This window comes from Sphingomonas bisphenolicum (assembly GCF_024349785.1).
GTDB lineage: Bacteria > Pseudomonadota > Alphaproteobacteria > Sphingomonadales > Sphingomonadaceae > Sphingobium > Sphingobium bisphenolicum.
Genome location: NZ_AP018817.1, coordinates 2,687,805 through 2,713,277 on the forward strand (window position 1 = coordinate 2,687,805; position 25,473 = coordinate 2,713,277).

At 64.5% G+C, this 25,473-nt stretch carries 29 protein-coding genes and 1 tRNA gene; 16 read left to right on the plus strand and 14 right to left on the minus strand.

The window, feature by feature from the left end:
• Positions 1–349: 349 nt before the first annotated feature.
• Positions 350–790, minus strand: a complete 441-nt coding sequence (locus tag SBA_RS13305) for a cupin domain-containing protein (protein WP_224549863.1) — start codon at positions 788–790, stop codon at positions 350–352.
• A 121-nt stretch (positions 791–911) separates the two neighbouring features.
• On the opposite strand from SBA_RS13305, the gene SBA_RS13310 reads away from it, so the two are divergent.
• On the plus strand, positions 912–1,214 hold the full coding sequence (locus tag SBA_RS13310; protein WP_224549862.1) for a glycine zipper 2TM domain-containing protein: 303 nt from the start codon (positions 912–914) through the stop codon (positions 1,212–1,214).
• A gap of 112 nt (positions 1,215–1,326) precedes the next feature.
• Here the strand turns inward: SBA_RS13310 and SBA_RS13315 are convergent, their stop codons facing one another.
• On the minus strand, positions 1,327–1,608 hold the full coding sequence (locus SBA_RS13315; protein WP_224549930.1) for a hypothetical protein: 282 nt from the start codon (positions 1,606–1,608) through the stop codon (positions 1,327–1,329).
• A gap of 153 nt (positions 1,609–1,761) precedes the next feature.
• Positions 1,762–2,169, minus strand: a complete 408-nt coding sequence (locus SBA_RS13320) for an EVE domain-containing protein (RefSeq protein ID WP_261934783.1) — start codon at positions 2,167–2,169, stop codon at positions 1,762–1,764.
• Positions 2,170–2,274: 105 nt separating this feature from the next.
• Between SBA_RS13320 and SBA_RS13325 the strand changes: the two genes are divergently transcribed.
• Positions 2,275–3,222 (plus strand): isopenicillin N synthase family dioxygenase, encoded by a 948-nt coding sequence (locus tag SBA_RS13325; RefSeq protein ID WP_261934784.1) that lies wholly within the window; start codon positions 2,275–2,277, stop codon positions 3,220–3,222.
• A gap of 87 nt (positions 3,223–3,309) precedes the next feature.
• Here SBA_RS13325 and SBA_RS13330 read toward each other — a convergent pair whose 3' ends face one another.
• Entirely contained in the window at positions 3,310–3,693 is a 384-nt protein-coding gene (locus SBA_RS13330) for a dihydroneopterin aldolase (RefSeq protein ID WP_224549856.1), read from the minus strand.
• A 110-nt stretch (positions 3,694–3,803) separates the two neighbouring features.
• On the opposite strand from SBA_RS13330, the gene SBA_RS13335 reads away from it, so the two are divergent.
• Genes SBA_RS13335 through SBA_RS13350 form a run of 4 tightly spaced genes read left to right on the plus strand, consistent with a single transcriptional unit; the run spans position 3,804 to position 6,746 of the window.
• On the plus strand, positions 3,804–4,340 hold the full coding sequence (locus SBA_RS13335) for a GNAT family N-acetyltransferase (protein WP_261934785.1): 537 nt from the start codon (positions 3,804–3,806) through the stop codon (positions 4,338–4,340).
• Positions 4,341–4,382: 42 nt separating this feature from the next.
• Positions 4,383–4,949 (plus strand): DUF1285 domain-containing protein, encoded by a 567-nt coding sequence (locus SBA_RS13340; RefSeq protein WP_261934786.1) that lies wholly within the window; start codon positions 4,383–4,385, stop codon positions 4,947–4,949.
• Complete coding sequence (locus SBA_RS13345) at positions 4,946–5,554, plus strand: CoA pyrophosphatase (protein ID WP_261934787.1); 609 nt, start codon at positions 4,946–4,948, stop codon at positions 5,552–5,554. The genes SBA_RS13340 and SBA_RS13345 overlap by 4 nt, the downstream gene beginning before the upstream one ends.
• Positions 5,535–6,746, plus strand: coding sequence for a CCA tRNA nucleotidyltransferase (locus SBA_RS13350; protein WP_261934788.1), 1,212 nt, complete (start codon positions 5,535–5,537; stop codon positions 6,744–6,746). The genes SBA_RS13345 and SBA_RS13350 overlap by 20 nt, the downstream gene beginning before the upstream one ends.
• Here the strand turns inward: SBA_RS13350 and SBA_RS13355 are convergent.
• From SBA_RS13355 to SBA_RS13375, 5 genes are all read right to left on the minus strand, one after another.
• Positions 6,710–8,464: a putative bifunctional diguanylate cyclase/phosphodiesterase gene (locus SBA_RS13355; protein ID WP_224549847.1), complete on the minus strand. Its 1,755-nt coding sequence runs from the start codon at positions 8,462–8,464 to the stop codon at positions 6,710–6,712. The two genes, SBA_RS13350 and SBA_RS13355, sit on opposite strands and share 37 nt — an antisense overlap.
• 88 nt (positions 8,465–8,552) lie before the next feature.
• Positions 8,553–10,841, minus strand: coding sequence for a DNA topoisomerase IV subunit A (parC, locus tag SBA_RS13360; protein WP_261934789.1), 2,289 nt, complete (start codon positions 10,839–10,841; stop codon positions 8,553–8,555).
• Positions 10,842–10,886: 45 nt separating this feature from the next.
• Positions 10,887–11,183 carry a CcdB family protein gene (locus SBA_RS13365; protein WP_129926126.1) on the minus strand — a complete coding sequence of 99 codons (297 nt, stop codon included), beginning with the start codon at positions 11,181–11,183 and terminating at the stop codon, positions 10,887–10,889.
• Positions 11,183–11,425, minus strand: a complete 243-nt coding sequence (locus tag SBA_RS13370; protein WP_261934790.1) for a type II toxin-antitoxin system CcdA family antitoxin — start codon at positions 11,423–11,425, stop codon at positions 11,183–11,185. The genes SBA_RS13365 and SBA_RS13370 overlap by 1 nt, the downstream gene beginning before the upstream one ends.
• Positions 11,426–11,471: 46 nt before the next feature.
• Entirely contained in the window at positions 11,472–12,392 is a 921-nt protein-coding gene (locus tag SBA_RS13375) for a LysR substrate-binding domain-containing protein (protein WP_261934791.1), read from the minus strand.
• An 86-nt stretch (positions 12,393–12,478) separates the two neighbouring features.
• Here SBA_RS13375 and SBA_RS13380 point away from each other — a divergent pair, with 86 nt between their 5' ends.
• The 7 genes from SBA_RS13380 (at position 12,479) to purC (ending at position 18,383) form a co-directional block, all read left to right on the plus strand.
• Positions 12,479–12,685 (plus strand): hypothetical protein, encoded by a 207-nt coding sequence (locus tag SBA_RS13380; protein ID WP_261934792.1) that lies wholly within the window; start codon positions 12,479–12,481, stop codon positions 12,683–12,685.
• 76 nt (positions 12,686–12,761) lie between these two features.
• A complete protein-coding gene (gene otsB / locus SBA_RS13385; RefSeq protein ID WP_261934793.1) occupies positions 12,762–13,520 on the plus strand; it encodes a trehalose-phosphatase in 759 nt (252 codons plus the stop codon).
• A 150-nt stretch (positions 13,521–13,670) separates the two neighbouring features.
• A complete protein-coding gene (locus SBA_RS13390; protein ID WP_390902453.1) occupies positions 13,671–15,395 on the plus strand; it encodes a glycoside hydrolase family 15 protein in 1,725 nt (574 codons plus the stop codon).
• On the plus strand, positions 15,392–16,798 hold the full coding sequence (otsA, locus tag SBA_RS13395) for an alpha,alpha-trehalose-phosphate synthase (UDP-forming) (RefSeq protein ID WP_224549833.1): 1,407 nt from the start codon (positions 15,392–15,394) through the stop codon (positions 16,796–16,798). Before SBA_RS13390 ends, otsA begins: the two co-directional genes overlap by 4 nt.
• The gene (locus SBA_RS13400; protein ID WP_261934794.1) at positions 16,795–17,202 is read left to right on the plus strand and encodes an SRPBCC family protein; all 408 of its coding nucleotides are present in this window, start codon (positions 16,795–16,797) and stop codon (positions 17,200–17,202) included. The genes otsA and SBA_RS13400 overlap by 4 nt, the downstream gene beginning before the upstream one ends.
• Before the next feature lie 32 nt (positions 17,203–17,234).
• Positions 17,235–17,369: a hypothetical protein gene (locus SBA_RS13405; RefSeq protein WP_261934795.1), complete on the plus strand. Its 135-nt coding sequence runs from the start codon at positions 17,235–17,237 to the stop codon at positions 17,367–17,369.
• A 231-nt stretch (positions 17,370–17,600) separates the two neighbouring features.
• The gene (purC, locus tag SBA_RS13410; protein WP_224549829.1) at positions 17,601–18,383 is read left to right on the plus strand and encodes a phosphoribosylaminoimidazolesuccinocarboxamide synthase; all 783 of its coding nucleotides are present in this window, start codon (positions 17,601–17,603) and stop codon (positions 18,381–18,383) included.
• Positions 18,384–18,584: 201 nt separating this feature from the next.
• Here purC and SBA_RS13415 read toward each other — a convergent pair whose 3' ends face one another.
• Positions 18,585–19,337 carry a sulfite exporter TauE/SafE family protein gene (locus SBA_RS13415; protein ID WP_261934796.1) on the minus strand — a complete coding sequence of 251 codons (753 nt, stop codon included), beginning with the start codon at positions 19,335–19,337 and terminating at the stop codon, positions 18,585–18,587.
• Between the two features lie 120 nt (positions 19,338–19,457).
• Here SBA_RS13415 and SBA_RS13420 point away from each other — a divergent pair.
• A tRNA-Pro gene (locus SBA_RS13420) sits at positions 19,458–19,541 on the plus strand.
• Positions 19,542–19,899: 358 nt separating this feature from the next.
• Here the strand turns inward: SBA_RS13420 and SBA_RS13425 are convergent.
• Positions 19,900–20,049 (minus strand): hypothetical protein, encoded by a 150-nt coding sequence (locus tag SBA_RS13425; protein WP_224549824.1) that lies wholly within the window; start codon positions 20,047–20,049, stop codon positions 19,900–19,902.
• Between the two features lie 161 nt (positions 20,050–20,210).
• Between SBA_RS13425 and purS the strand changes: the two genes are divergently transcribed.
• Both purS and purQ read left to right on the plus strand, forming a co-directional pair.
• On the plus strand, positions 20,211–20,444 hold the full coding sequence (gene purS, locus SBA_RS13430) for a phosphoribosylformylglycinamidine synthase subunit PurS (RefSeq protein ID WP_088182756.1): 234 nt from the start codon (positions 20,211–20,213) through the stop codon (positions 20,442–20,444).
• 3 nt (positions 20,445–20,447) lie between these two features.
• On the plus strand, positions 20,448–21,122 hold the full coding sequence (gene purQ, locus SBA_RS13435) for a phosphoribosylformylglycinamidine synthase subunit PurQ (RefSeq protein WP_261934797.1): 675 nt from the start codon (positions 20,448–20,450) through the stop codon (positions 21,120–21,122).
• A gap of 105 nt (positions 21,123–21,227) precedes the next feature.
• Here the strand turns inward: purQ and SBA_RS13440 are convergent, their stop codons facing one another.
• From SBA_RS13440 to wecC, 3 genes are all read right to left on the minus strand, one after another.
• A complete protein-coding gene (locus SBA_RS13440; protein WP_261934798.1) occupies positions 21,228–23,345 on the minus strand; it encodes a GumC family protein in 2,118 nt (705 codons plus the stop codon).
• On the minus strand, positions 23,345–24,052 hold the full coding sequence (locus SBA_RS13445) for a polysaccharide biosynthesis/export family protein (RefSeq protein ID WP_261934799.1): 708 nt from the start codon (positions 24,050–24,052) through the stop codon (positions 23,345–23,347). The genes SBA_RS13440 and SBA_RS13445 overlap by 1 nt, the downstream gene beginning before the upstream one ends.
• Before the next feature lie 102 nt (positions 24,053–24,154).
• Positions 24,155–25,450: a UDP-N-acetyl-D-mannosamine dehydrogenase gene (wecC, locus tag SBA_RS13450; protein WP_261934800.1), complete on the minus strand. Its 1,296-nt coding sequence runs from the start codon at positions 25,448–25,450 to the stop codon at positions 24,155–24,157.
• Positions 25,451–25,473: the final 23 nt, after the last annotated feature.

Consider the following 25,473-nt stretch of genomic DNA (forward strand, 5'->3'; position numbering starts at 1 on the left):
ATCTTCGGGCGAAGATGGCCATACAGGCTGTGCTTCGGATTCTAGGCCAAGGGCCGCCTTTCCGATGCTGGCTGCTTGCTTCCGATGCCCGACGTTCACTTTCGCGCGTACCCGGCAATGGTCCCAAACATCCCGTCCGTCTGCCCGGCGCCGTCCTTGCGGACATTGCCTGCTAGCGAACTATCTCCACAGCATAATCCCAGATTTCTCGGGGATTTTGGATCTGGATCACTCCGTTTCCGCTGTCTCGATAACTGGATGGTCTCACCATCGGTGAGTCGCTCCAAGCGAAATCGGACGAATTTGTGACGGACCGGTTCGCAAAGCTGTGGATAACTGTGGATAAGTTTCAGCCGGGCGGCGACCAGTCCGGCGGCGCCAGGGAAAAGCCAGCAAAATCAAAGCCCGGCGTGACGGTGCAACTGACCAACACCCATCCTCCTTGCGGTGTCGATGCCTGCCAATGATGCGCCGGCACCCAGCCTTGCGGCCTCTGACCGCCCAGAATGTCCGGCCCCAGCAGTAGATCGCGGGCCGGCGCGCCCGGCGGCGCGATCGACAGGACCAGCGGCGCGCCAGCGTGCCAGAACCAATGTTCGTCGGCATCGACACGATGCCAGTGGGAACGCTGATGCGCCTCCAGCAGGAACAGGATCGCCGTGCCGGCAGCACGCTCGCCGGGCGATTCCGCCGCACGCCACGTCTCCAAATACCAGCCGCCTTCGGGATGCGGGGCGAGGCCGAGCCGGTCGATCAGCGCCCGTCCATCCCGTTCGTCGTCCGCCCGCATCCATTCACCTCAAAATTTATTGCATTGGAAACAGTTACTTAGATTGTTGCCTGACGTTCATGCAACCTCGATCAAGGTAAGCGGGTTGAAGCGACAAATCACGCTATCGGAGGAGATACTCATGCGTAAAGCTCTACTCGCCCTGGCCGCCGTTTCGCTGGCCATTCCCATGTCCATGGCGGTGCCGACCGACGGCGCGCAGGCGCGCAAACATTATCGCTATAAGGAATGGCGTGGCCGCGACGGCCGGACCTATTGCCGCAAGTCGAACGGCACCACCGGCCTGATCGTCGGCGGCGTGGGTGGCGCGCTGGTCGGCCGGGCGATCGATACCCGCGGTGACCGTGCGACCGGCACGATTCTCGGCGCTGCCGGCGGCGCCCTGCTGGGCAAGTCGATCGACAGCAAGCGCACCTGTCGCTGAGGTGTCGGAGCCGGCTGGAAACAGCCGTCTCTTTCCAACAGCTTTGTAGCGCGACAAAAAAGGGACGGCATCCCGTCGGATGCCGTCCCTAACTTTTTGCCAGCCTGAAGGCTTATTCCGCGGCGGCGCCGCGCGCGTCTTCAACCTTGAAGGCGACCGGCTGACCACCCGATACGCCCGAAACCTTGCCATTCTTGACGGCCAGGTTGAACGCGACGGCATCGGGGAAGCGACGGCCGGAAATGACCTTGCCGGTCTTGGTGTCCTTCACCTGATACACGTAGGTATAGCCTTCGTGAGTAAAACGCTGCTTGCCGGCTTCTTCAGCCTGGGCGGGAGAGGCAATGGCGACGATGGCGCTCAGGGCGCCGGTGACAATGAACTTGGACAGCATTCGCATGGGTAAACTCCTTGTGAATGCCGATCAAACACCTCTTGTTTTTTCTTATTCTGTTGCGGGCGCTTCTATGTTGCAGCGCGGCAGAGCCACAATCGCAAAAAACGGCGCGCCAGTTGCATCCTGTGCAACCGCGCGACACGCCGTGGATCAAGCCTTTGACATTGCGACGATATGGTCGAATTGCTCTTTGGTCAGAGGGGCGACGGAAAGGCGCGATTGGCGCAGCATCACCATGTCGGACAGGGCTGAATCCGCCTTCATCGCCTTGAGCGACACTGGCCGCGCGAGTTTTTCATGCGGCGCGACATGGACGGCGATCCACTTCCCGCTGTCGTCGGTGCTGTCGGGCGCGGCTTCTTCGACGATCGTCATGATACCGACCGCCTCAAGTCCGATATTGCTATGGTAGAAGAAGGCCAGATCGCCCTTGCGCATCGCCTTCATATGACCCTGTGCGGCATGGTTGCGCACCCCGTCCCATTCGGCCTTCCCTTTCCTGACGAGATCGTCATAGGAAAAGACATCGGGTTCCGATTTCATCAGCCAGTAGTTCATTTTGCCTCCTTGCAACAGCGTCCCGGCGCGATCAAGGATGGCGTCATGCACGGGCCGCCCCATATGCAGGGCATGACCCCGACAAATGATATTTGGAGATAAGACGTGTCGCAAGCGGTACTGGATCAGGTGCCTGTCCTGTCCATGGAGGCAATGAGCAAGGCGGATTTCGCCGCGGCGTTCGGCCGATCCTTCCAGCAGTTCGGCTTCGCCATGGTGAAGGACCCTGGCATGGACCAGGCGCTGGTCGATGACGGCTGGGCGCTGGCCCGGCGCTTCTTCGCGCTGCCGGAGGATGTGAAGCAGCGCTACAACGCCAGGGTCAATGGCGGACAGCGGGGCTATACCGCGTTCGGCACCGAGATCGCCAAAGGCGCGAGCGAGAACGACCTGAAGGAATTCTGGCATGTCGGCCGCGACCTGCCCGAGGGCGATCCGCTGGCCGCTACGATGCCGCCCAATATATGGCCGGAGGAAATGCCGGAGTTCGAGCCGGTCTTCGCCAAGCTCTATCGCGAGTTCGATCGGGTCGGCGCGGAATTGCTGTCGGCGATCGCGCTCTATCTCGGCCTGCCCGAACGCTGGTTCGACGGACCGATCGACAATGGCAATTCGATCCTGCGGCTGCTCCATTATCCGCCAGTGTCGCCGCAGGCGCCGGGCATTCGCGCGGGCGCGCATGAAGACATCAACCTCATCACCCTGCTGCTGGGCGCGGAAGAAGGCGGGCTGGAGCTAAAGGATCGCGGCGGCAACTGGCTGCCGGTGGTGCCGCCGCCCGGCGCGCTGGCGATCAATGTCGGCGACATGCTGCAACGGCTGACCAACCATCTGCTGCCGTCGACCAGCCACCGCGTGGTCAACCCGCCGCCGGAGCGGCGCGGCCATTCGCGCTATTCCATGCCCTTCTTCCTGCACCTGCGCCCCGATTTCATGATCGACGCGCTGCCGCAATGCGTGAACGAGGAGAATCCACGCCGCGATCCGCCGATCAGCGCGCATGATTATCTGACCGAGCGGCTGATCGAGATCGGGCTGATCAAGAAAGGCTGACGTCGTTGGCTTCGAACCCAGTCGAGAAGCAGGTAACGGAGCGCTTCCCGTTTCTCGACACGCTCGAAACAAACGAAGGTTGGTGCGTTACTTCCGGCCGCGGCCCAGGGTGATGCCGATTTCCTCGCCGCGTTCGGACAAAGCGAGCTTCACGATCTTCACCTCGACATGGCTGACCTTGTCGTCCTGCAGAAAGATGGTGTCGATGATATGGTCTGCCACCGCTTCGATCAGGGTGAAGTGCACGCCCTGGGGCAGCGCGGTCGAGGCGGCGTGCTTGAGGTCCATATAGTTTTTGGATTGGCCAAGCGCCGTGTCCGGCTCGTAATGATCGGCGATTCGCAGGCGGGCGCGGATGGAGATGCGCAGCGGCTGGGGGAGATGCGTCTCCTCCGAATAAATGCCGGTCAGCACGTCGACATGGAGGTTGTTGACCTCCAGCGTCAGAAAATCGTCAAATCCAGTCTGCATAACTCGCCAACTCAGACCCATGCCGTGCCGTGCGGGCGGGCCAATTTAATCTTTCATTTTGCAAAGCGGGCGCTAAAGCCCCGCTTCCGGCGCTGCCCCATGCGCCATTGATGGCGGATCGGCAAGACGTGTCTCACATTGTTCCCCTGGACAGCCAGCCCGAAGCGGCAATCGAGCAACTGCTCGACGCGGCGTTCGGCGCCGACCGGCACGGACGCACGGCCTATCGCATCCGCGACGGTATGCCCTGGTTGCCCGCCCTCTCCTTCGCCACCGTCGACGCCCAAGGCGCGCTGATCGGGTCGCTGCAAAGCTGGCCGGTGGCGCTGACGGGTGAGGATGGCGCGCAAATCCCGCTGATCATGGTGGGGCCGGTGGCGGTCGATCCGGCGCATCAGTTTGGCGGCCATGGCCGGGCGATGATGGACGCGGTGGTCGCCGCCGCGCGCGCGCAGGGCAGCGAGCCGCTGATGATGATCGGCGATCCCGAATATTATGGCCGTTTCTGGGGCTTTGTCGCGGAGGGCACGGCAGGCTGGGACGCGCCCGGCCCGTTCGAGCCGCGCCGGTTGCTGGCATTGTCGGTCGATGGTCGTCCGGTCGGCGGAAGCGGGATGCTCGGTCCCAGAATCGCCGTCGCGGCCTGATTTACCCTTTGCCTTCGGGCGAGAGGCTCCTATCTCCGCCCCATGCCGATGGAGCCCCTGCCCGACCTGTCCACCCTCTCGCTCGCCGATATCGCGCGGCTGGCTGCCGAAAAGCGCCTGCCGCCGGTCGAGAAGTGGAATCCCGATCATTGCGGCGACAGCGAGATGCGGATCGCGCGCGACGGCACCTGGTTTCACCAGGGATCGCCGATCGGCCGGGAAACGATGGTGCGGCTCTTCTCCTCCATATTGCGGCGCGAGCCGGACGGCAGCCATGTGCTGGTGACGCCGTTCGAGAAGCTTGACATCGCGGTGGAGGATGCGCCCTTCGTCGCCGTCGAACTGAAGAGCGAAGGTGAAGGCCGCGGCCGCACCCTCGCCTTCCAGATCAAGAATGGCGACATCGTGACCGCCGGGCCGGACCACAAGCTGTGCCTGCGCGAGACGCCGGATGGGCCGCATCCCTATCTGCATGTGCGCGGCGGAATGGAGGCGCTGGTGGCGCGCAGCGTCTATTATGAGTTGATGAACCTGGCGCTGGAAGAAGACGCCGAGCGCATCGGCCTGTGGAGCGACGGCGCCTTCTTCCCGCTGGACGGGGCGGCATGACGCTGGCGCAGCGGTTGCGCGCCGCGCTGGAAGAAGGGCACAGGCGCGAAGATCTGGCGCCCGACGATATGCGCGATCCGCGGATCGACGGAGAGATTGCGCTGGCGCCCGCGGCCGTGCTGGTGGCGATCACCGACCGAGCGGAACCCGGCCTGATCCTGACCGAGCGATCGTCGCGCCTGCGCAAACATGCGGGCCAGATCGCCTTTCCGGGTGGCCGGGTGGATGCGGGCGACGCCGACGAGATCGCCGGGGCCCTGCGCGAGGCGCAGGAGGAAATCGCGTTGCCGCCCGACCGGGTGCAGGTGATCGGGACGTCCGATCACTACCACACCTTTACCGGCTTCGACATTATCCCGGTGCTGGGCGTCATTCCGCCCGACCTGCCGCTGCGCGCGCAGGAAAGCGAGGTCGCCGACTGGTTCGAACTGCCGCTCGCTTACGCGCTCGATCCCGCGCGCAGGGTGCGCCATGCGGTGGAATATGAGGGCAGGCAGCGTCATTATTACGAGATATATTGGGAAGGCCGCCGCATCTGGGGGATCACCGCCGCCATTCTCGCCAACCTCTCGCGCAGGCTGGGCCATGACCATATACCTGCCTGATGCCGAATGGCGCCATCGCCCCGGCCTGGACGGCCTGTTCGCCGCGCTGGAGGCGGCGGAGAGCAAGGCGCATTTCGTCGGCGGCGCCGTGCGCGACGGGCTGCTGGGCCTGCCGGTCAATGATCTGGACATCGCCACGACGCTGGGCCCGCAGGACGTAGTCGATCGGCTGAAGCGCGCGGGGATCAAGGCGGTGCCGACCGGGATCGACCATGGCACCATCACCGCCGTCCTGCCCGACGGGCCGGTCGAAATCACCACGCTGCGCCGCGACGTCAGCACGGATGGGCGGCGCGCCACCATCGCCTATACGGACGACTGGCGCGAGGATGCGGCGCGGCGGGACTTTACGATCAACGCCCTTTATGCCGATCCGCTGACCGGCGCGATCAGCGATTATTTCGGCGGGATCGCGGATCTTGAGGCGCGTCGGCTGCGCTTCATCGGCGATGCCTCGGCGCGGATCGCCGAGGATCATCTGCGCATCCTGCGCTATTTCCGTTTCCTGGCGCGCTATGGCGACAATGAGTTGGACAGTATCGCCTATGATGCGTGCGTCGCCGCGGCCAACAGCCTGATGGCGCTGTCGCGCGAGCGGATCGCCGACGAACTGCTGAAATTGCTGGGCGTTGCGGCGCCGGTCCATGCGCTGCGGCTGATGGTCGAGGGCGGCATATTGCGGCCGGTGCTGCCGGAAGTGGATGCGGCCGGGATCGGGCGGGTCCATCAGTTGATCGCGCGCGAGGCGGAGGCCGGGATCGCATCATCGGCGCTGCGGCGGCTGGCTGCCCTGCTGCCGCCCGATGCGACATTGGCGGATGGGGTTGGCGCGCGGCTGAAGCTGTCGAACAAGGCGCGCAAGCGGCTGGTCGTCGCGTTGAAGCCGGCGGCGGCGGTGGAAAGTCCGCGCGCGCTGGCCTATCGGGTCGGGCTGGAAGGCGCGATCGACAGGCTGCTGCTCGATTTGGACAGGCCGCTGGCGGTGTTGACCCCGTTGCGGGACTGGACCCCGCCTGCCCTGCCGATCGGCGGCGGGGCGTTGATCGCACGCGGTCTGACGCCCGGCCCGGATGTGGCCAAGGCGTTGCGTGCGGTGCAGGATGAATGGGTGGCGGAAGATTTCCCCGACGCGACACGCGTCGCGGTAATCGCGGATCAGATCGTCTCGAAATTCCAGCGCGCGCGCCAATAGTCGAACGCTTCCGCTTCGGGCATCGGCTTGGCGAAATGATAGCCCTGCCCCTGCCAGCAGCCCATCTGCTGGAGCGCGAGGGCCAGCGCCTGCGTCTCGATTCCTTCGGCGGTGACCCGCAAGTTCAGCGATTCGGCGAGTGACAGGATGGTGCGGACGATGACCGCCTTGTCATGATCCTCCAGCATCGTGGACACGAAGCTGCGATCGATCTTCAATATGTCGATCGGCAGGCTGTGCAGGCTGGCGAGGTTGGAGAATCCGGTGCCGAAATCGTCCATCGCGATCGGCATCTGCAACCCCTTGAGCGCGACGAGCAGTTTCCGCGCCTTGTCGGGATCGGCGATGATCGCGCTTTCCGTCAATTCCGCCGTCAGCCGATGCCCGCCAATGCCCGAATAGCGCAAGGCTTCCTCGAACATCGAGGCGACATCGTCGCGCGCCATCTGGATCGGCGAGAGGTTGACGTTGACGCCCACGGGCAGAGGCTGGCCGAATTTCGCATCCCAGCGCGACAGCGCCTGCGCGGCCTCATAGGCGGCCCACCGGCCCAGCGGCGTGATAAGGCCACTTTCTTCGGCGACGGCGATGAACTCGACCGGGGGCACATGGCCCAGTTCCTCGTCATTCCAGCGAGCCAAGGCCTCGAACCCGGTGATCTCACCGGTCTGGAGATGGATCAGCGGCTGGTAGGCGAGCGTCAGGCCGCCCTGGGCCAGCGCGTCGCGCAGGCGGCTTTCGATCGAGAAGCGCCGCTGCGCTTCCTTGAGCACGCCATTGCGATAGATTTCGACCTTGCCGCTGCGCTTGGCGATCTTCACCGCGGCCTGCGCCTTGCGCACGACGTCGTCGGGATCATCGTCCAGGTTGAGCGAAAGCGCGCAGCCGATGGCGCAGTCGACGCGGATTTGCAGGTCGCTCAAGCGGATCGGCGAACTGAGCGCCTCCTTGATCCGCTGCACGATATGAAGAGCGTCTGACAAGCCGTTGTTCAAACGTGCAAAAATAGCAAAATCATTGCCGCCGATGCGGGCCAGCACATCGCCCTGGCGCAGACTGGACTTCAGGCGCTTGGCGACGGTGATGAGCAGTTCGTCGCCCGCCATGGGACCGAGCGATTCATTGACCCGGCTAAAGCGGCTGAGGTCGATCGCGATGATGCCGAACTGCGCCTTGTCGGGCCAGGCCGAATTGGCGAGACGGTCGTCAATCTCTTCGCCGAATCCCGTGCGATTGGGCAGCGCGGTCAGGCCGTCCGACAGCAATTCCCGGCGGAGATTCTTTTCGATCGTCCGCTCGCCGGTGCGGTCGGTGGCGGTGAAGAGATATTGTTCCGGGCGTCCTTGGGCTGCGGGCAGGCGGCCGATGGTGCACATGAAATATTCCGGCCCCAGCTTGCCGTCGCGACGCAATTCGAAACTGTCCGAATCGCGTCCGGATCGGATGAAGCCCATGACCCGGTCACGCCATGCCGCCGCCATCTTCGCCGCGGCGTCGGCCCGTTCGGACTGCGCCTGAAATGCGGCGGCGAAGCGCGCATTGCCGTGAACCAACGTTATTTCGTTGTTTTCGCAGGAAAATATGGCCGCAAGCTGTGGCAGGGCCGATAGCCAGTCAGGCACGCTGATGCCCGGCACAGGATGCGCGTCATCGCCCCCCGGCAAGGGGGTGCCGCTGGCCTGTTTGACCGGCAAATTGCGCACCGACGTCGATTCCATACGCCCGCTGTATCGAGAAGGAGTAAATTTTCGGGAAACGCTAACCGCCGAATGGGAGGAACTTAGACCAAAGGCGAAATGCTTGAAATCAGAAGCGATTGTCGCGCGGGAACCCCGTCGGCGGCATACGCCCGGCGGCGCCGCGCGCGACCTTCCACGGCATCATGTCGCTTTCCGTCCGGGTACGCCCCGACTCGCCGCCCATCGTCCAGCTCAGGCCATCGGACAGGCGGAAAGCGATTGCGTCGGACAGGCCGCCGTCGCGATAGCGTTGCATCTGCACGCCCTGCCCACGCGTCATTTTCGGCATTTCGGTGATCGGGAACACCAGCAGCTTACGGTTTTCGCCGATCACGGCGATGCTGTCCGCCTCGGCCGGGATCGGTCGGATGACGCTGAGCTTCGCGCCGGCCCGGACGTTGACCACCTGCTTGCCCTTGCGCGTTTCCGCCATCAGGTCCGCCGTTGCCGCCACGAAACCACGGCCATCCGACGAAGCGAGCAGCAATTCGGTCCCGCTGCGCGCCGGCATGAAGGCGACGATCGCGCCTTCATTGTCCATATCGACCAGAGAACGCACCGGGTCGCCAAAGCCGCGACCACCCGGCAGCTTGTCCGACGCCAGCGTGTAGATGCGGCCGGTCGAGGTCGCCAGCAGCAGCTTGTCCGTGGTGTAGGCGTGGAACGCATAATGCGGGCCGTCGCCTTCTTTGAATTTGAGCGTGTCGGCGGCGGCAAGGTCACGATGGCCGCTCATCGCCCTGATCCAGCCGCGTTCGGACAGGATCACGGTGATGGGTTCGCGCTCGATCATCGCCTCCAGCGGAATTTCGCGCGCCGGGGCGGCTTCCTCGACCAGGGTGCGGCGGCGGCCGAGATCGGTTTCGGGGCCGTAGCGCTTGCGCAGTGCGGCCAGATCGCGCTTCAGGCGGGTGCGCTGGCGCGCCGGGCTTTCGACCAGCTTCTCCAGTTCCTCCTTCTCCTTGACCAGTTCCGCATGTTCGCGCCGCAACTCCATCTCTTCCAGCTTGCGCAGCGAGCGCAGCCGCATGTTGAGGATGGCTTCCACCTGGCGGTCGTTGAGGGCGAATTCGTCCATCATCACCGCCTTCGGCTCATCCTCGGTGCGGATGATCTCGATCACCCGGTCGAGGTTGAGATAGGCGATGATATAGCCGTCGAGCAGTTCCAGCCGGCCGGCGATCTTTTCCAGCCGATGCTGGGCGCGGCGGACCAAAACGTCGATCTGGTGCTTGAGCCATTCTATCAGCAGCGGGCGCAAGCCCAGCACGCGCGGAGTCCGGGTAGCGTCGAGAACGTTGAGGTTCAGCGGGAAACGATTTTCCAGATCGGTCAGCCGGAACAGGCTGTCCATCAACATCTGCGGATCGACGGTACGCGCGCGCGGTTCGATGACGATGCGGATTTCCGCGTCGCTCTCGTCCCGAACGTCCGCCAGGATCGGCAGCTTGCGATCGTTGATAAGCGCCGCAATCTGTTCGATCAGCTTGGATTTCTGCACCTGATAGGGAATTTCGGTGACGACCGCGATCCACGTGCCGCGTCCTCCCTCTTCCTTATGCCAGCGCGCCCGCGTGCGGAAAGCGCCGCGCCCGGTGACATAGGCTTCGGAGATGATCGACGGGCTGTCCACCAGGACACCGCCGGTCGGAAAATCCGGCCCCTTCACCACCGCCATCAAGGCGGCATGATCGGTGTCGGGATCGTCGATCAGCAGGCCGGCCGCGTCGATCAGTTCGGTGACATTATGCGGCGGGATGCTCGTCGCCATGCCGACCGCGATGCCGGTCGCGCCATTGGCGAGCAGATTGGGGAACAGGCCGGGAAAGACCTCCGGCTCCTCATCCTCGCCATTATAGGTGGGTCGATAATCGACCGTGCCTTCGTCCAGTCCCGCCATCAGATCGGCGGCGGCCTGGGTCAGGCGCGCTTCGGTGTAGCGCATCGCCGCAGCGTTATCGCCGTCGATGTTGCCGAAATTGCCCTGCCCGTCGACCAGCGGCGTGCGCAGCGAGAATTCCTGCGCCAGCCGCACCATGGCGTCATAGACCGACTGGTCGCCATGGGGGTGATATTTGCCGATGACGTCGCCGACGACGCGGGCGCATTTCTTGTAACTTGTGGTGTTCCGCGCCGGGTTGGCGACCAGCACGTCCGGGGACGCGCCGCCCGGCTCCATCTTTAGCAGGCGCATCGCCCAGAGCAGGCGGCGATGCACCGGTTTCAGGCCATCGCGCAGGTCCGGCAACGACCGGGCGGTGATGGTCGACAACGCATAGACGAGATAGCGCTGCGAAAGCGCATCGTCGAACGGGTGATCCTTGATGGCGTCGAACGGGTCGCGAAAATCAGTCATCGCAGGTCGGATAGCAGGACGGGCACGAAACGGAAACGGATTTGGTCAGAAGCCGGCGATCAGCATATCGAGGGCCTTGGATATCTCATAATCCTGATCCCGCAGCGACAGCACGACTTTCCCCAGCGACCGCGCAGGCACCGCGCCGGAAAATTGCGTCATCATAACCAGTCGATGCCCATCGACATTAAATTGCGGATTGAGGCGCGCCATCGGCGTTCCGACATCGTCGAGCGGGACCAACGGCACTACGAAGCGGGTCGTCAGATGGTCCAGCAGGTCGGTTTGGCAGTCCAGAACATAGGCACCATCAGGCAGGCGATGGACACAAAAACGCGCCATTAGAACCGCCGATATTTTTCGAGCGGCAATCCATGTTGTTCGACATAGGCGTTGGAGGCGGCAATGCCGGCCGCGTTGTCTTCTTTCCATTGCCGTCGGCGCGCCGACGCAATCTCGCTGCGCAAAGCATCTTCGCACGTGCGGGACAGGTTGATGCCCAGTGCTTTCGCATCGGCTACCAGATCAACGTCCAGTGACAGGTTCGTCGCCTTTCGCGTGGCGATCCGCTCATGTTTGGTCACGACCGACTCCTGTATCTGATATGCGCATGAATATACGCATGACGCGTCAATGCGGCAAGTATCGCCCTTCGGGATCGGCGGCGATCTCGGCCGCAAATTCCGCCACGATCCAGTCGCGGAAGGCCTTCACCTTGGGCGTGTTGCGGGCGTGAGGCGGATAGACCACCCAATAGCTGGCGATTTCCCGGACATAGGAGGGCACGGCTTCGACCAGCAGGCCCGACTCGATCTCCATCTTCCACAGGAAATGATTGAGGATGGCGACGCCCTGCCCGCCGATCGCCGCGCGACCCTCCATCACCTGGCTGTCGAGGGCGATGCCGGGCGGGCCGGCCGCCGGATCGGCCTCCACCGCCATCGCCGCGAACCATTCATGCCACCACATGTCATCGGGTGACAGGCGGGGCAAAGCATGGAGCGCTTGCGCATCGGCGATCGGGCCGTGCCGGTCCAGCCAGGCCGGGCTGCACATCGGCACCAGCCGGTTGTGGGTCAGCAATGTCGCCTCCAGCCCCGGCCATTGCCCCTTCCCGCCCCGGATCGCCAGGTCCACGCCGTCGCGGGCGAGATCGACGACACTGTCATCCGCCTGGATGCGCACGGCGAGCTGCGGATGGCGCATCTGGAAGGCGCCGATCTTGGGCGCGAGCCACAGATGCGCGAAGCTGTTGGTGCAACTGATCGTCAGCACGGCCGAATGATCCTGCGTCAGCGCGGCGAAGCCCTGGCGCATCTGGTCGAAGGCGCGGGTCAGGATCGGCGCGATGTCCCGCCCCTTGTCGGTCAAGACGACCTTGCGTCCGATGCGCTGGAACAGGCTGAGCCCCATTCGTTCCTCCAACAACTTCACCTGATAGCTGACCGCAGCCTGGGTCATGCCCAGTTCCAGCGCCGCGGCGGTGAAATTTTCGAGGCGAGCGGCTGCTTCGAACACGCGGATGGCGGACAGGGGCGGCAATGTCGACATGCCGCCATCAATAAGCTGAGCTTATCTAAAGCGTCCAGCCTTTTGTTGGCGGGCGTAGCGGCAATCGGGCAGAAGCAACGGCGCGGATGGCTTTTCCGATCCGCCTCCCGCTTCACGAAAAGGACGGCATCATGCGTGACGAATATGACGACCGGCTGCGGCATGACGGTCGCGAGCAGATCAACGACGGCATCGACAGGCTTCTGGCGAAGATCATGCAGGCGTTTCGCGTCCTGCATGCGATCCATTGGTCTTCACCCTGGGCGGCCAGTGAACGGCGATGCCGCAACTGAGCCGGCCGGCGGAGAAATCGACGGCCGACACCAAATCGGGGGTTGCGGTTTCGGGCGGGGACGCCACCTTGCGCCCGTGTCCGAATCCGCTTTTGCCCCCCTTCCCGCCCTTCCCCCTCCTCCGACCGCTTTGCTGAACGGCGCGGCGCTGTTCGTCGATTTCGATGGAACGCTGGCGCCGCTGGCCGACACGCCGGATGCGGTGGACGTGGGCGACGACCTGTTGTCGCTGCTGGCTCGGCTGCGCGATCGACTGGACGGACGGTTGGCGATCGTCAGCGGCCGATCGATCGCGACCCTGCGTGACCTCGGCTTTGGCGATTTCCTGCTGTCCGGCACCCACGGGCTGGAATTCGCCCGGCCCGGCGCGGCGGTGGACGCCCCGCCCCGCCTGCCTGCGATCGATGCGGTGGAGGCCGCCTTCAACGCCTTTGTCGAGGGCAAGCCCGGCCTGCTGGTCGAACGCAAGTCCATCAGCGTAGGGCTGCATTTCCGCGGCGCCCCGCAGTGGGGCGACGAAGCGGGCCGGCTGGCGAAGGCTCTGGCGGATGCACATGGCCTGGCGCTACAACATGGCAAGATGCTGTATGAACTGCGCCCCGGCGGCGCGGACAAGGGCAGCGCGCTCCTGACCCTGATGCAAAGCGCGCCGATGGCCGGCGGCGTGCCGGTCTTCATCGGCGACGACGTGACCGACGAGGAAGGCTTTGCAGCCGCCGCCGAATTGGGTGGCGCGGGCATATTGGTCGGAATGCCGCGCGCGACATTGGCCGCATTCTCTTTGGAACAGGTTGCCGCCGTCAGGCATTATCTGGCGGAGGGGGTCGCCGGATAGCATATTCGGGCGTCCCTTGTCGTGAGCAACGAAAGGGGCAGACCGATCCAAGCACCAATTGACTCCATCCTGGCCGGTAGCGAGCGCACGCTCGACCTTTGGCCCATCGGCAATTGCCAGGCTTCCGCGCTGATCGATCGCATGGGCCGCATGGTGTGGGCCTGCGTTCCGCGCGTGGACGGCGACCCGGTCTTTTCCGCCCTGTTGGACGCCAAAGCATGGGACGACCCGCAGGCGCGGGGCTTCTGGGCGATCGAACTGGAAAATTGCGTCGCGGTCGAGCAGCATTATATCCGCAACACCCCGATTTTGGTGACCCGCCAGAGCGATGCGCAGGGCAATGCGATCGAGATCCTCGATTTCTGCCCGCGGCACAAGCATAAGGGCCGCATCTACCGCCCGGTCGCCTTCATCCGGATCGTGCGTCCGGTCGCCGGCTCCCCCCGTATCCGCGTCAAGCTGCGTCCCACCACCGCCTGGAACGCTGAAAAAGTGCCGGTCAGCTATGGGTCCAACCATATTCGCATCGTGTTGTCCTATATGGCGATGCGCATATCGACCAATGCGCCGATCGGCCTGATCGCGCAGGAAAGCTGGTTCCGGCTGGAGCAGGACGCCCATTTCTTCATGGGGCCGGACGAAGGCTTTTCCGATGCGCTGCGTCCCGCGATCGAACGGATGCTGGACGACACCATCCATGAATGGCAACTCTGGGTCCGCGGCCTCGCCATCCCGGCCGAATGGCAAGAAGCGGTAATCCGGTCCGCCATCACGCTCAAGCTCTGCCAGCATGAGGAAACCGGCGCGATCGTCGCCGCGCTCACTACCTCCATACCCGAACATGCCGACAGCGGGCGGAACTGGGACTATCGCTACTGCTGGGTTCGCGACGCCTATTATACGGTCGAGGCATTGAACCGGCTGGGCGCGCTCGACGTGCTGGAATCCTATCTCGTCTATCTGCGCAACATCGTCGATGGCGCCAAGGGCGGGCATATCCAGCCGCTCTACGACGTGCGCGGCAACGCGACGTTGACCGAATGGGAGGCCGAGCAACTGCCGGGCTATCGCGGCATGGGACCAGTGCGCGTGGGCAACGCCGCCTATGAACAGATACAGCATGACGCCTATGGGCAGATCGTGCTGTCGTCGGTGCAGGGCTTCATCGACCAGCGCCTGCTGCGCATGGCGGGCCATGCCGATTTCGAGGCGCTGGAGGCAGTCGGCGAACGCGCCTGGGCGGTGTACGACCAGCCCGACGCCGGCCTGTGGGAACTCCGCACCCGCGCCCATGTCCACAGCTATAGCGCGGTCATGTGCTGGGCGGCGTGCGATCGGCTGGCCCATGCCGCCACCGCGCTCGACCTGCCGGTGCGCGCCGGTCATTGGCAGAACCGCGCCGACACGATGAAGGCGCGCATCCTGGAGGCCGCCTGGCGCACCGACAGCAAGGCGATCTCCGCCAATTTCGAGGATGATTCGCGCGATGCGTCGCTGCTGCAACTGCTCGACCTGCGCTTCCTGACTGCCGACGATCCGATGTTCATCGGCACGCTGGCGGCGCTGGAAACCGACCTGCGGCGCGGCAACGACATGCTGCGTTACAGCGCGCCCGACGATTTCGGCGAACCGGTGACGGCATTCAACGTCTGCACATTCTGGCTGATCGAGGCGCTGCATCGCACCGGCCGGACCGACGAGGCCCGCGCCCTGTTCGAGGAGATGCTGTCCCGCCGCACCGCCGCAGGGCTGCTGTCCGAAGATATCGACCCCATTAGCGGGGAATTATGGGGCAATTATCCCCAGACCTACTCATTGGTCGGCATCATCAATTGCGCCGTCTTGCTGAGCAAACCGTGGAGCGCGATGCGATGAGCCGCCTTATCGTCATATCGAACCGGGTCAGTCGGCCCAGCAAGTCGGGCAACCAGGGCGGGCTGGCCGTCGCCCTGTCGCAAGCCTTGCGGGAAAGCCGGGGCATCTGGGTCGGCTGGTCGGGCGACGTCACCGACAATTTCACCGGCCATATCGGCTTTGCCGAGGATGAGGGGGTCAAGACCGCGACGATCGACCTGGAAGAACAGGATGTCGACGAATATTATAATGGCTACGCCAACAAGACGCTGTGGCCGCTGTTCCATTTCCGCATCGACCTGGCCGAATATGCCCGCGATTTCGAGGGTGGCTATAATCGCGTCAACAAGCGCTTCGCGGAGACGGCCAGCCCGCTGATCGAACCCGAAGACGTCATCTGGGTCCATGACTATCATATGATCCCGCTGGGCCAGATGCTGCGCGACAAGGGGCTGAAGAACCGCATGGGCTTCTTCCTCCACATTCCCTGGCCCCCGACCCGGCTGCTGGTGTCGCTGCCCCATCACAGCAAGCTGGTCAGCACGCTGTTCGCCTATGACGTCATCGGTTTCCATACCGAGGAATGGCTCGAATCCTTCCGCCATTATGTCGAGCGCGAGATGGGCGGCAGCGTCAATGGCGACTTCGTCACCGTCGGCGATCGCACAATCCAGGCGGTCGCCTGTCCGATCGGCATCAACGCGAAGGAATTTGCCGAGGCCGCCGAGAGCGACGAGGCGCAGGATATGTTGAGCCTGGTTCGCGCGTCGTTGCAGGACCGGTCGATGATCGTCGGGGTCGATCGGCTGGATTACAGCAAGGGGCTGGAGGAGCGGTTCAACGGCTATGCCCGTTTCCTGAAGGATCATCCCGAACACCACCGCAAGCTGCTGCTGACCCAGATCGCCCCGCCCTCGCGCGGGGAAGTGGAAAGCTACCAGCAGATCCGTGCGACGCTCGATTCCCTCGCAGGACGGATCAACGGCGAATATAGCGACGTCGACTGGACCCCGATCCGCTACGTCAACCAGGGTTATCCGCGCGACAAGCTGGCCGGCATCTATCGCGCCGCAAAGATCGGGCTGGTGACACCGCTGCGCGACGGCATGAACCTGGTCGCGAAGGAATATGTCGCGGCCCAGGACCCCGAAGATCCGGGCGTGCTGATCCTGTCCCGCTTCGCCGGGGCGGCGATGCAGCTCAAGGATGCATTGTTGATAAATCCCTACAGCCCGGAAGAGATGTCCGACGCGATCCTGCGGGCGCTGGCCATGCCGCTGGACGAGCGCAAGCGGCGCTGGCGCGCGATGATGGACAGCGTGGAGCAACAGGATATCAGCTGGTGGCGGCAATGTTTCACCGGCCGGCTGATGGCGGTTGAACGCGCCGAAGCGCCGCCGCTGACGGAAGACATGGCGGGATGACGGCACAGGTCCGCCACCTGAGCATGGGCATCGCCGTGCCTCTGGCGCGGGCCTATGCCTTCGCACGGCGGCCGGAAAATTTTCCGCGCTGGGCCGCCGGCCTGTCCGCGACCCTGCATGAAAGCGATGATGGCTGGGTCGCGGATACGCCCGCGGGCGAAGCGCTGGTGCTGTTCACACCGGCCAATGATTTCGGCATCCTCGACCATCGCGTGCGGCTGGCGGGCAGGCCGGACATCTATATCCCGCTGCGGATGATCGAACATGGCGCCGGGACCGAGGTAATCTTCACTTTGCTGCGCCAGCCGGACGTGGACGATGCGGCGTTCGAGGCCGATGCGCAGGCCGTGACGGCGGACCTGCGCACGCTCAAAGCCTTGCTGGAAGCGGCGCCTGCCGGTTGAGCGGAGCGGCTTCCCTCGCTAAGGCCCGTGTCATGCACAGCGACGATGAAGACGAACCCCGCGGCTTCTGGCCCGCCATTCGAGCCCGATCCGGCCTGATCCTGGGCGTAATCGGCCTGGTCGGCTGGTGCGCGATGATCTGGTTCATGTTCGGGGATGTGCTGTAACGGGCGCACCAATTGCACGCCCATCCACTTTGCTCTATGGGCCGGCCTAGCAGCCCCGGCACCCGCTGATCCTTTCCGATTCGCGTTTGCCGGGGCGCAATCTTTTCTAGATCGGTTTTCGATCCGATGGCATCGGATCGGCCGATCTGGGGTGTTGGTTTTACGCGATTTCCGAGCCATCAGATGAGTCCATCTGATTAGAAATCGCTCTAAGATAAGTCAGGAACGCGCATGGCCCGTCGCCGCCAGATTTACGAAGGCAAGGCAAAGATCCTTTACGAAGGCCCCGAGCCCGGCACGATCATTCAATATTTCAAGGATGACGCCACTGCCTTCAATGCCCAGAAAAAGGGCACGATTTCGGGCAAGGGCGTGCTGAACAACCGGATTTCCGAGCATATCTTCACCCTGCTCGGCCAGATCGGCGTGCCGACCCACTTCATCCGCCGCCTCAACATGCGCGAACAACTGGTTCGCCAGGTCGAGATCGTGCCGATCGAGGTCGTGGTGCGCAACGTCGCCGCCGGGTCGCTCAGCAAGAAGCTGGGCATCGAGGAAGGCACGCAACTCCCCCGCACGCTGATCGAATATTGCTACAAGGACGATGCGCTGGGCGACCCGCTGATCTCCGAAGAGCATATCGCCTGCTTCGGCTGGGCGACGCAGGACGAGATGCACGACATCGCCGACATGGCGATCCGTATCAACGACTTCATGTGCGGCCTGTTCGCGGGCATCGGCATCCGCCTGGTCGATTTCAAACTGGAATTCGGTCGCCTCTATGACGGCGAATATAGCCGCGTCATCCTGGCCGACGAGATCAGCCCGGACGGCTGCCGCCTGTGGGACATGGCGACCAACGAGAAGCTGGACAAGGATCGCTTCCGCCGCGACCTGGGCGGCGAAGTCGAGGCTTATCAGGAGGTTGCGCGCCGTCTTGGCCTGCTGCCCGAAGGGCTGGACACAACCGTCCTCGACCTCGACACCCATCGCAAGAAGCGCGAAAAGGACTGAAAATAGAAAGGCCGGCCACTAGCGCCGGCCTTTTTTTCGGCTCAATCCCCGCTCCTATGCCCGTTCGCCCTGCGTAGGGACTGACCTTGTCGAAGGCCCGTATCGAAGGGGCTTGCGTGCCCACTCCCTCGATACGCCGCTTCCACTTCGCTCGGCGCTACTCAGGACGAACGGCAGGGGGATAGGACTAGCTGCTGAACGCTACGCCATCAGCGCGTCGGCGATCAGTTTGATGCCCAGCAGCACCATCAGCACGTAGATGAGCGTATAGAAGCGGGCGGGATCGACCCGCCGCACCAGCGCCACCCCGGCGAAGGTCGACAGGATCGCCACCGGCGCCAGCATCGCCGTCGCCATCAGATTGGCGTGGGTGAACTGTCCGAGCGCGGCATAGGCGGGCAGCTTCATCCAGTTCATCGCGGCAAAGGCGAGCGCGGTCGTCCCCACCAGCATGTCGCGGGGCAACCGCTTGGGCAGCACCCACATCTGGAAGGGCGGCGACCCGGCATGGGCGATATGGCTGGTGAAGCCGCTGCCGATGCCGAACAGGAAGCCGATCCAGCCGGGCGAATCCGACGGCAGCACCACGGCCGTGCCGCGTTCGATCCACAGGCGCTGCAACCCGAACAGCACGGAGATCGCGCCGAGCACACCCAGCACGGCGGTTTCCGGCACCCGCGCCGCGAAGGCATAGCCAAGGCCGATGCCGACCGCGGCGCCGGGCAGCATGACCTTGAGGATGCCGCCATCCCAACTGTGGCGATAGACCCAGACACTGACGGCATCCTGCAGGATCAGGATCGGCAGCAGGATGGCAGCGCCGCGGACCGGATCGACGGCGAGCGCCATCACCGGCATGGCCAGTGCGCCGATGCCGGCAAAACCGCCCTTGGCGAGGCCCGCAAGGGTGACGGCGATGATGGCGCATATATAATAGAGCGTATCGGGGTTCATGCCCGTCGCTTAGGGGATAGATGGACGGGTGGGAATGGCTTGTATGGGTGGGAAGTGGACGGGCAGCTTTCCAAAGAAATGCACATGTCGACTGGCCGTTAGATCGTGCTATGTCGGTGTGTCAGCGTGGGAGAATGGAGAATCCCGTTGCCTTCGGGTGGCGCTCGTTACGCGGGGTTGTAGGTTCGAATCCTACCTCTGGCTATGTCTACAAATGGTCGCTTCCAGACCATCGTCACCAACGATATTTGATCCTTCCAATGTTGGATTTTCTCTGATTTATCCTTATGGATGACATGTTTTCCGACAACCCGCTCGGCCAACCGCTCACTCCCAACAGATAAGCCGATGTCCCTGACGCGCTGGCGGCGCGCAGGCGTGACCTTGATGACGCGCCCCGGTCAGGCGGGTGGCGCATGCGTGACGCGTCGCGGGCGCGTCGCGAGCGCTTTGGAGGCGCAATGCTCGAAAAAGGCGGACGATGGTGTGAACTTCGGGGGTGTGAACTTCGGGCCGTCGCGTCGGCATGACCGCGACCATGGCCAATAGCAGCCCTCGCGCCTCACCGATTGGCGCGATAGCCGATCAGCAGGCCGAAGCTGAAGGTCGCCAGCAGGGCGAGTTGGACCTTGCCGTGCGGATCGTCATATCCCACGATCTGCTGTCCCCATGCGAACAACCCGACAAACATCGCCAGCGCCAGTCCGGACATCGCCCCGCACGTCCCCCAAAATCCCATAGTCACACTAGCGCAATGGTCGCTAACAAAGTCATAATGGCTTGCCTCCGCGCGCCGCCGCGCCTAGGGGGTGCGGCAAAGTTCGGCCGTGCGGAATCGCGCGGCGTCAGTCGATTCCAAGGAGTCCGCGTCCCATGAAAGCCCGCATCTTCGTCACTCTCAAGGGCGGCGTCCTCGATCCCCAGGGGCGGGCCATCCATCATGCGCTCGACGGGCTGGGCTTTGGCGGCGTCAACGACGTGCGCGCGGGCAAGCTGATCGAACTGGACCTGGCCGACGACACCAGCGACGAGGATATCGACGCCATGTGCCGCAAGCTGCTGGCCAATACGGTGATCGAAAACTATCGCATCGAAAAGGTGGCCTGAAGTATGAAAAGCGCCGTCATCGTCTTTCCGGGCAGCAATTGCGACCGCGACCTGGCGGTGGCGTTCGAGGCTGCGACCGGTAGCAAGCCCGCCATGGTGTGGCACCGCGACACGGAGCTGCCCGACGACATCGACCTGATCGGCGTGCCGGGCGGCTTTTCCTATGGCGATTATCTACGGTCCGGCGCGATGGCGGCCCGTTCGCCGGTGATGCAGGCGGTGGCGAAGGCGGCGACACGCGGCGCTTTCGTGCTGGGCATCTGCAACGGCTTCCAGGTGCTGACCGAAAGCGGCCTGCTGCCCGGCGCGCTGCTGCGCAACGCCGGCGGCCATTTCGTGTGCCGCGATGTCGCCCTGACGGTCGAGAATGCACAGAGCGCCTTCACCAGCCGCTATGCGGCGGGCGAAGCGATCCGCTATCCGGTGGCGCATCATGACGGCAATTATTTCGCCGACGATGCGACGCTCGACCGGCTGGAAGGCGAAGGGCGCGTGGCGCTGCGCTATGCGGAGAGCGTGAACGGATCGGCCCGCAACATCGCCGGTATCCTGAACGATGCCGGCAATGTGCTGGGCATGATGCCGCATCCCGAGCGGGTGATCGAACCGGCCCATGGCGCGACCGACGGCAAGCGCCTGTTCCAGGGGCTGGTCGAAGGGCTGATGGCGCGGGCCTGAGCGCTTCCTCCCTGTTGACGATATGAAACAGCGCCTTCCTCGGGGATGGCGCTGTTTTTGAGAGCCTTCGACAGGCTCAGCCCGAACGGATGTCAAGAATGGCCTTCACCCGCCGCGGTGATAGTCGTAATCCATCGCCCGGCCCTGCTGCTTTGTCAGGATGGCGCCGATGATCGCGCCGCCGCTGCGCCGCAAACGCTCCACCGCTGCGCGCAAGCCGCCATGATGGTTGCGGCCCCATTCGACCACCAGCAGGCTGGCCTGCGCCTTGGCCGCCAGCAAGGGAGCATCGCCGATACCGAGGATCGGCGGGGCATCGATCAACACCGTATCATAACGGTCGCGCACCGCCGTGAGCAGGCCGTCCAGCGCCGGGGTCGACAGCAGTTCCGACGGATTGGGCGGCAGGGTGCCGCAAGGCAGCAGCGCCACGCCCGCGACGCCGGTGTCCACGATCACATCCTGCGCCATGGCCTGACCGGTCAGCACTTCGCTGATGCCGCGCGCGGGGGACAGGCAGAACAGGCGATGCTGCACCGGACGGCGCATGTCGCCGTCGATTACCAGCACCGACTTACCGAGGCCCGCCAGCGCCAGCGCCAGCGCATGGAGGGTCAGCGACTTGCCCTCCCCCTCCTGCGCGCTGGTGACGAGGATCGATCGCGGCAGGCCATCGGCCGACGCGAGCAGCAAAGACGCCGCGATCGGGGTGAATATCTCCGCCGGCTGGGGATTGTCGCCGGTCACCGGCACCGCGCCCAGCAAGGGCAGGCCGACCCGTTCCGCCAGCGTGTCGGCGGAGGTCACGGCGTCGTCGAACATGTGGCGCGCCGCCACCAGCAGCAGCCCGAGCGCCAGCCCGCCGAGCGATGCCAACAGGAGGATCACGCCAATGCGCGGCGAAAAGGGCCGCGCCGGCACCGCCGCGCGATCGAGCGGCTGGATGCGACCAGCCTGGAAGCCTGCCTGGGACGCCATGTCGCGATAGCGCTGGAGCAGGCTGTCGTGCAGCATACGATAGGTATCGACCGAGCGTTCCATGATGCCCATCTGGACATCGCGGCCCTGCTCAACCTGCGCCTGTTGTTCGAGCTGCGCGATTTCCCTGGCGATCTGATCCTCGCCGCGCACCGCCACGTCATATTGTTCGCGCAGCGACGCGCGGATGGTGTTGGCCATGGAATCGGCCTGCTCGTCCAGCGCCGCCAGCTTCGCCCGCGCTTCCCGCATTTCGGGGTGCGCGTCCTTGCGGAACTGCCGTTCTTCGGCGACCGCCGCGCGGGCCTGGGCGCGATCGGCCATGATCTGCTGCATCGCCCCGTTGCCCAACACTTCAGGCAGCGTATCGGCGCTGGCGCGCCGCGCGCTTTCCCAGCGTTTCTGCGCCGCGATGCGATCGGCCGCGGCCTGAGCACGAAAGGCGTTAAGTTGGGCCAGGCGCGTCGCGACCGATCCGTCGGGCGCGGCAGGTTTGACCGGCTTGCTCTCTTCGCCCGGCTGGACCGGCGTGCCCGTGCGCGCGGCATAGACAGCCATGTCGCGCTCCGCCCGCGCCAGATCGTTGCGCGCGCCATCCAGTTCTCCCAGCAGGAAGCGGCGCGCCTGCACGCCGGATTCGAAGCCGCGCTTCAGATCGGCGCGGATCAGGCTGTCGGCATAGCTGTTGGCCACGCGCGCCGACAGCACCGGATCGGCGCTGACGAAGCTGATCCGCAGCACCCGCGACTTGCCGGGCAGTTCGACCTCCAGATTGTCGCGCAGCAGCCGCACGACCATGTCCTGTTCCACCTGGCGCTGCGACAACGTCCCGACGCCCTCGGCCGGCCGGACCTCGTCCATGCCCTTGAAGAAGGTCGGCGTGCCGACCAGCGCCAGATCGCGCGCAACTTCCTCCGCCAGCGCCCGGCTGCGCAAGACCTCCAATTCGGTCTGCATCAGCGTTTCGGTGTCGTTGGCCGTGCCGGCGCGCTGGGCGGCGGCGGAACCGGCCGCGCCGGCCGGCACATCCTCCACCTCGACCGAGGCGGTCGCGCGATAATCGGGCGTCGATGTCAGGATGAAGATCGCGCCGGCCAGCAGGCAGAGCGCCATGGTGACGAACAGGATGATGCGGTGCCGGCGCAAGACCAGCCAGCAGCGCGCGGCGGCGACCGACAGGCGGGCATTGAAACCCTCGCCGCGGCCATCCGCATCGTCACGCGTCGGGAAAGCAGGAAGACCCATCAGCGATTTCCGTCCAGCGCAATGAAGCCGGTGGCGAGCGCGGGCACGGCCAGCAGTGCGCCGCCCACTATCGCCTTGGCGCGCGACAGGCCGACGATGACCATGTCGCCCGGCAGGATTTCAGGATCGGGCGCACGCCCCTTGCGAATGGCGGCCAGATCGAACAGAGCGGCCTGCCGCTGGCCGTCCAGCTGGCGCACGACGACGACCTGGTTGAGCCCCGCCAGCCGGGTCGGCCCCTTCGCCAGGGCGATGGCCTGCAACAGGGTCAGCCGCCCTTCGACCGGATAGAGGCCGGGTTCGCGCACTTCGCCGTCCAATGTGACGCGGCGGCCCACCGCCTGCTTCACGAACAAAGTCACTTGCGGCGAGACCAGATAGCGTTCGCCCAGCCGCCCGGCGATGACGTCGCCCGCTTCGCCGGCGGTCAGTCCCGCGACCGACACGTCGCCGATCAGCGGCATGCGGATCATGCCCGCCGCCGTAACCTGCGCATCTTCCAATGACAGACCCGGCTCGTGATAGACCTGAATGCGCAGCACATCGTCCGGCGCAATGCGATAATCCATACCGATCGCCGGCGGCGGCGGAATTGCGGCATAGGCGGCCTCCCCGCGCGGCGCATCCTCTACGGTCGCGCACGCACCCAGCAACCCGCACGCGATCAGCGCTGCAATCGATCGGTTGATGCTGTTTCCGCGCTTCATCCGCGCTCCCGCCCCGTCTTAACCCAGATGAGGCCGGGGGTTAACGGCGCGGCACCGCGATGGCAACCACGGACGGGACGGGTCGAACGAACCCGATGACCGTCAGACGGCGAGACGGTCGGGCGCCGGTTCCGCCAGGCGACGCGGCTGATCGGGCCAGATTCCTCTGGTGTCATAAACAGCCTTGCCGGCGCGTTCATCGACGGGGACAGATTTGAACATGTCATGATCGACAAGAATGACGAAAACGCCACATTGTTCCAGTGCCGTATCGAGATCGATCAGTTCGGCCCCCGTCCCGGCAAATTCCATCGGCAGCGCCTGCGCATAGGGTTCGACCAGCTTGACGCGGCGACCATAGCGACGCGCCAGCCGCGCCGCGACCTTCACCGCGGGGCTTTCGCGGAAATCGTCGATATTCGCCTTGAAGGCGAGGCCGAGGCAGGCGACGTCTTCGCCGGCGAAGACGTCGATCATGTCGGACGCCTTCGCCACGACATAGTCGGTCTTGCCGTCATTCACTTCGCGCGCAGTACGGATGATGCGGGCATTTTCCGGGTCGCCATGGACGATGAACCAGGGATCGACGGCGATGCAATGACCGCCGACGCCAGGACCGGGCGAGAGGATATTGACGCGCGGATGGCGGTTGGCGAGGCGGATCACTTCCCACACGTCGATGTCCATATTCTCCGCGATCACCGACAATTCATTGGCGAAGGCGATATTGACGTCGCGGAAGCTGTTTTCGACCAGTTTGACCATTTCGGCCGCGCGGGCGGTGGTGGTGATGCAGGCGCCGCGGACGAACTGGCGATAGAAGCCCAGCGCTTTGCGCGCGCAACGCGGCGTGATGCCGCCGATGCAGCGGTCGTTGTCGATCAGTTCGACCAGGATGCGGCCAGGCAGCACGCGTTCCGGGCAATAGGCGATGGCGATGTCGCCGGCCACGCCGGTGCCGGGCATCTTGAGGTCGGGACGGATGGTGCCGATCACGTCGCGCATCGATTCGGTCGTGCCGACGGGAGATGTGGATTCGAGGATCACGGTGTCGCCGGCCTTGAGTACCGGAGCGATCGTGCGCGCGGCGTTCAGGACATAGGAGATGTCCGGCGCCCGATCTTCCGACACCGGGGTCGGCACGGCGATGATGAAGACGTCGCTTTCTTCCACCTCCAGGCTCGCACGGAGCTTGCCGCGTGCGACGACCCCCTGCACCAGGCCGTCCAAGTCGACTTCTTCGATATGGACGCGACCGCTATTGACCGTTTCGACCACGTGGGCGCTGACGTCGACACCCACCACCTGCGCGCCGCCACGCGCGATCAACGCGGCGGTCGGCAGGCCGATATAGCCAAGGCCAATGACGGAAACCTTCTGCTTTGCGTCGACGGGCATGAGGCGGACAATCCTTCAAACGG

Bases quoted from the DNA above. Each gene is read 5' to 3' on its own strand.
- SBA_RS13445 (WP_261934799.1), bottom strand. From the start codon at position 24,052: ATGAAGCGCGGAAACAGCATCAACCGATCGATTGCAGCGCTGATCGCG.
- SBA_RS13310 (WP_224549862.1), top strand. From the start codon at position 912: ATGCGTAAAGCTCTACTCGCCCTGGCCGCCGTTTCGCTGGCCATTCCC.
- SBA_RS13340 (WP_261934786.1), top strand. From the start codon at position 4,383: ATGCCGATGGAGCCCCTGCCCGACCTGTCCACCCTCTCGCTCGCCGAT.
- SBA_RS13315 (WP_224549930.1), bottom strand. From the start codon at position 1,608: ATGCTGTCCAAGTTCATTGTCACCGGCGCCCTGAGCGCCATCGTCGCC.
- parC (WP_261934789.1), bottom strand. From the start codon at position 10,841: ATGACTGATTTTCGCGACCCGTTCGACGCCATCAAGGATCACCCGTTC.
- purQ (WP_261934797.1), top strand. From the start codon at position 20,448: ATGAAAAGCGCCGTCATCGTCTTTCCGGGCAGCAATTGCGACCGCGAC.
- purS (WP_088182756.1), top strand. From the start codon at position 20,211: ATGAAAGCCCGCATCTTCGTCACTCTCAAGGGCGGCGTCCTCGATCCC.
- SBA_RS13405 (WP_261934795.1), top strand. From the start codon at position 17,235: ATGCACAGCGACGATGAAGACGAACCCCGCGGCTTCTGGCCCGCCATT.
- SBA_RS13375 (WP_261934791.1), bottom strand. From the start codon at position 12,392: ATGTCGACATTGCCGCCCCTGTCCGCCATCCGCGTGTTCGAAGCAGCC.
- SBA_RS13335 (WP_261934785.1), top strand. From the start codon at position 3,804: ATGGCGGATCGGCAAGACGTGTCTCACATTGTTCCCCTGGACAGCCAG.
- SBA_RS13440 (WP_261934798.1), bottom strand. From the start codon at position 23,345: ATGGGTCTTCCTGCTTTCCCGACGCGTGACGATGCGGATGGCCGCGGC.
- SBA_RS13350 (WP_261934788.1), top strand. From the start codon at position 5,535: ATGACCATATACCTGCCTGATGCCGAATGGCGCCATCGCCCCGGCCTG.
- purC (WP_224549829.1), top strand. From the start codon at position 17,601: ATGGCCCGTCGCCGCCAGATTTACGAAGGCAAGGCAAAGATCCTTTAC.
- SBA_RS13365 (WP_129926126.1), bottom strand. From the start codon at position 11,183: ATGGCGCGTTTTTGTGTCCATCGCCTGCCTGATGGTGCCTATGTTCTG.
- SBA_RS13390 (WP_390902453.1), top strand. From the start codon at position 13,671: ATGGTGTGGGCCTGCGTTCCGCGCGTGGACGGCGACCCGGTCTTTTCC.
- SBA_RS13355 (WP_224549847.1), bottom strand. From the start codon at position 8,464: ATGGAATCGACGTCGGTGCGCAATTTGCCGGTCAAACAGGCCAGCGGC.
- wecC (WP_261934800.1), bottom strand. From the start codon at position 25,450: ATGCCCGTCGACGCAAAGCAGAAGGTTTCCGTCATTGGCCTTGGCTAT.
- SBA_RS13400 (WP_261934794.1), top strand. From the start codon at position 16,795: ATGACGGCACAGGTCCGCCACCTGAGCATGGGCATCGCCGTGCCTCTG.
- SBA_RS13330 (WP_224549856.1), bottom strand. From the start codon at position 3,693: ATGCAGACTGGATTTGACGATTTTCTGACGCTGGAGGTCAACAACCTC.
- SBA_RS13425 (WP_224549824.1), bottom strand. From the start codon at position 20,049: ATGTCCGGACTGGCGCTGGCGATGTTTGTCGGGTTGTTCGCATGGGGA.
- SBA_RS13305 (WP_224549863.1), bottom strand. From the start codon at position 790: ATGCGGGCGGACGACGAACGGGATGGACGGGCGCTGATCGACCGGCTC.
- SBA_RS13320 (WP_261934783.1), bottom strand. From the start codon at position 2,169: ATGAACTACTGGCTGATGAAATCGGAACCCGATGTCTTTTCCTATGAC.
- SBA_RS13415 (WP_261934796.1), bottom strand. From the start codon at position 19,337: ATGAACCCCGATACGCTCTATTATATATGCGCCATCATCGCCGTCACC.
- otsA (WP_224549833.1), top strand. From the start codon at position 15,392: ATGAGCCGCCTTATCGTCATATCGAACCGGGTCAGTCGGCCCAGCAAG.
- SBA_RS13380 (WP_261934792.1), top strand. From the start codon at position 12,479: ATGGCTTTTCCGATCCGCCTCCCGCTTCACGAAAAGGACGGCATCATG.
- SBA_RS13345 (WP_261934787.1), top strand. From the start codon at position 4,946: ATGACGCTGGCGCAGCGGTTGCGCGCCGCGCTGGAAGAAGGGCACAGG.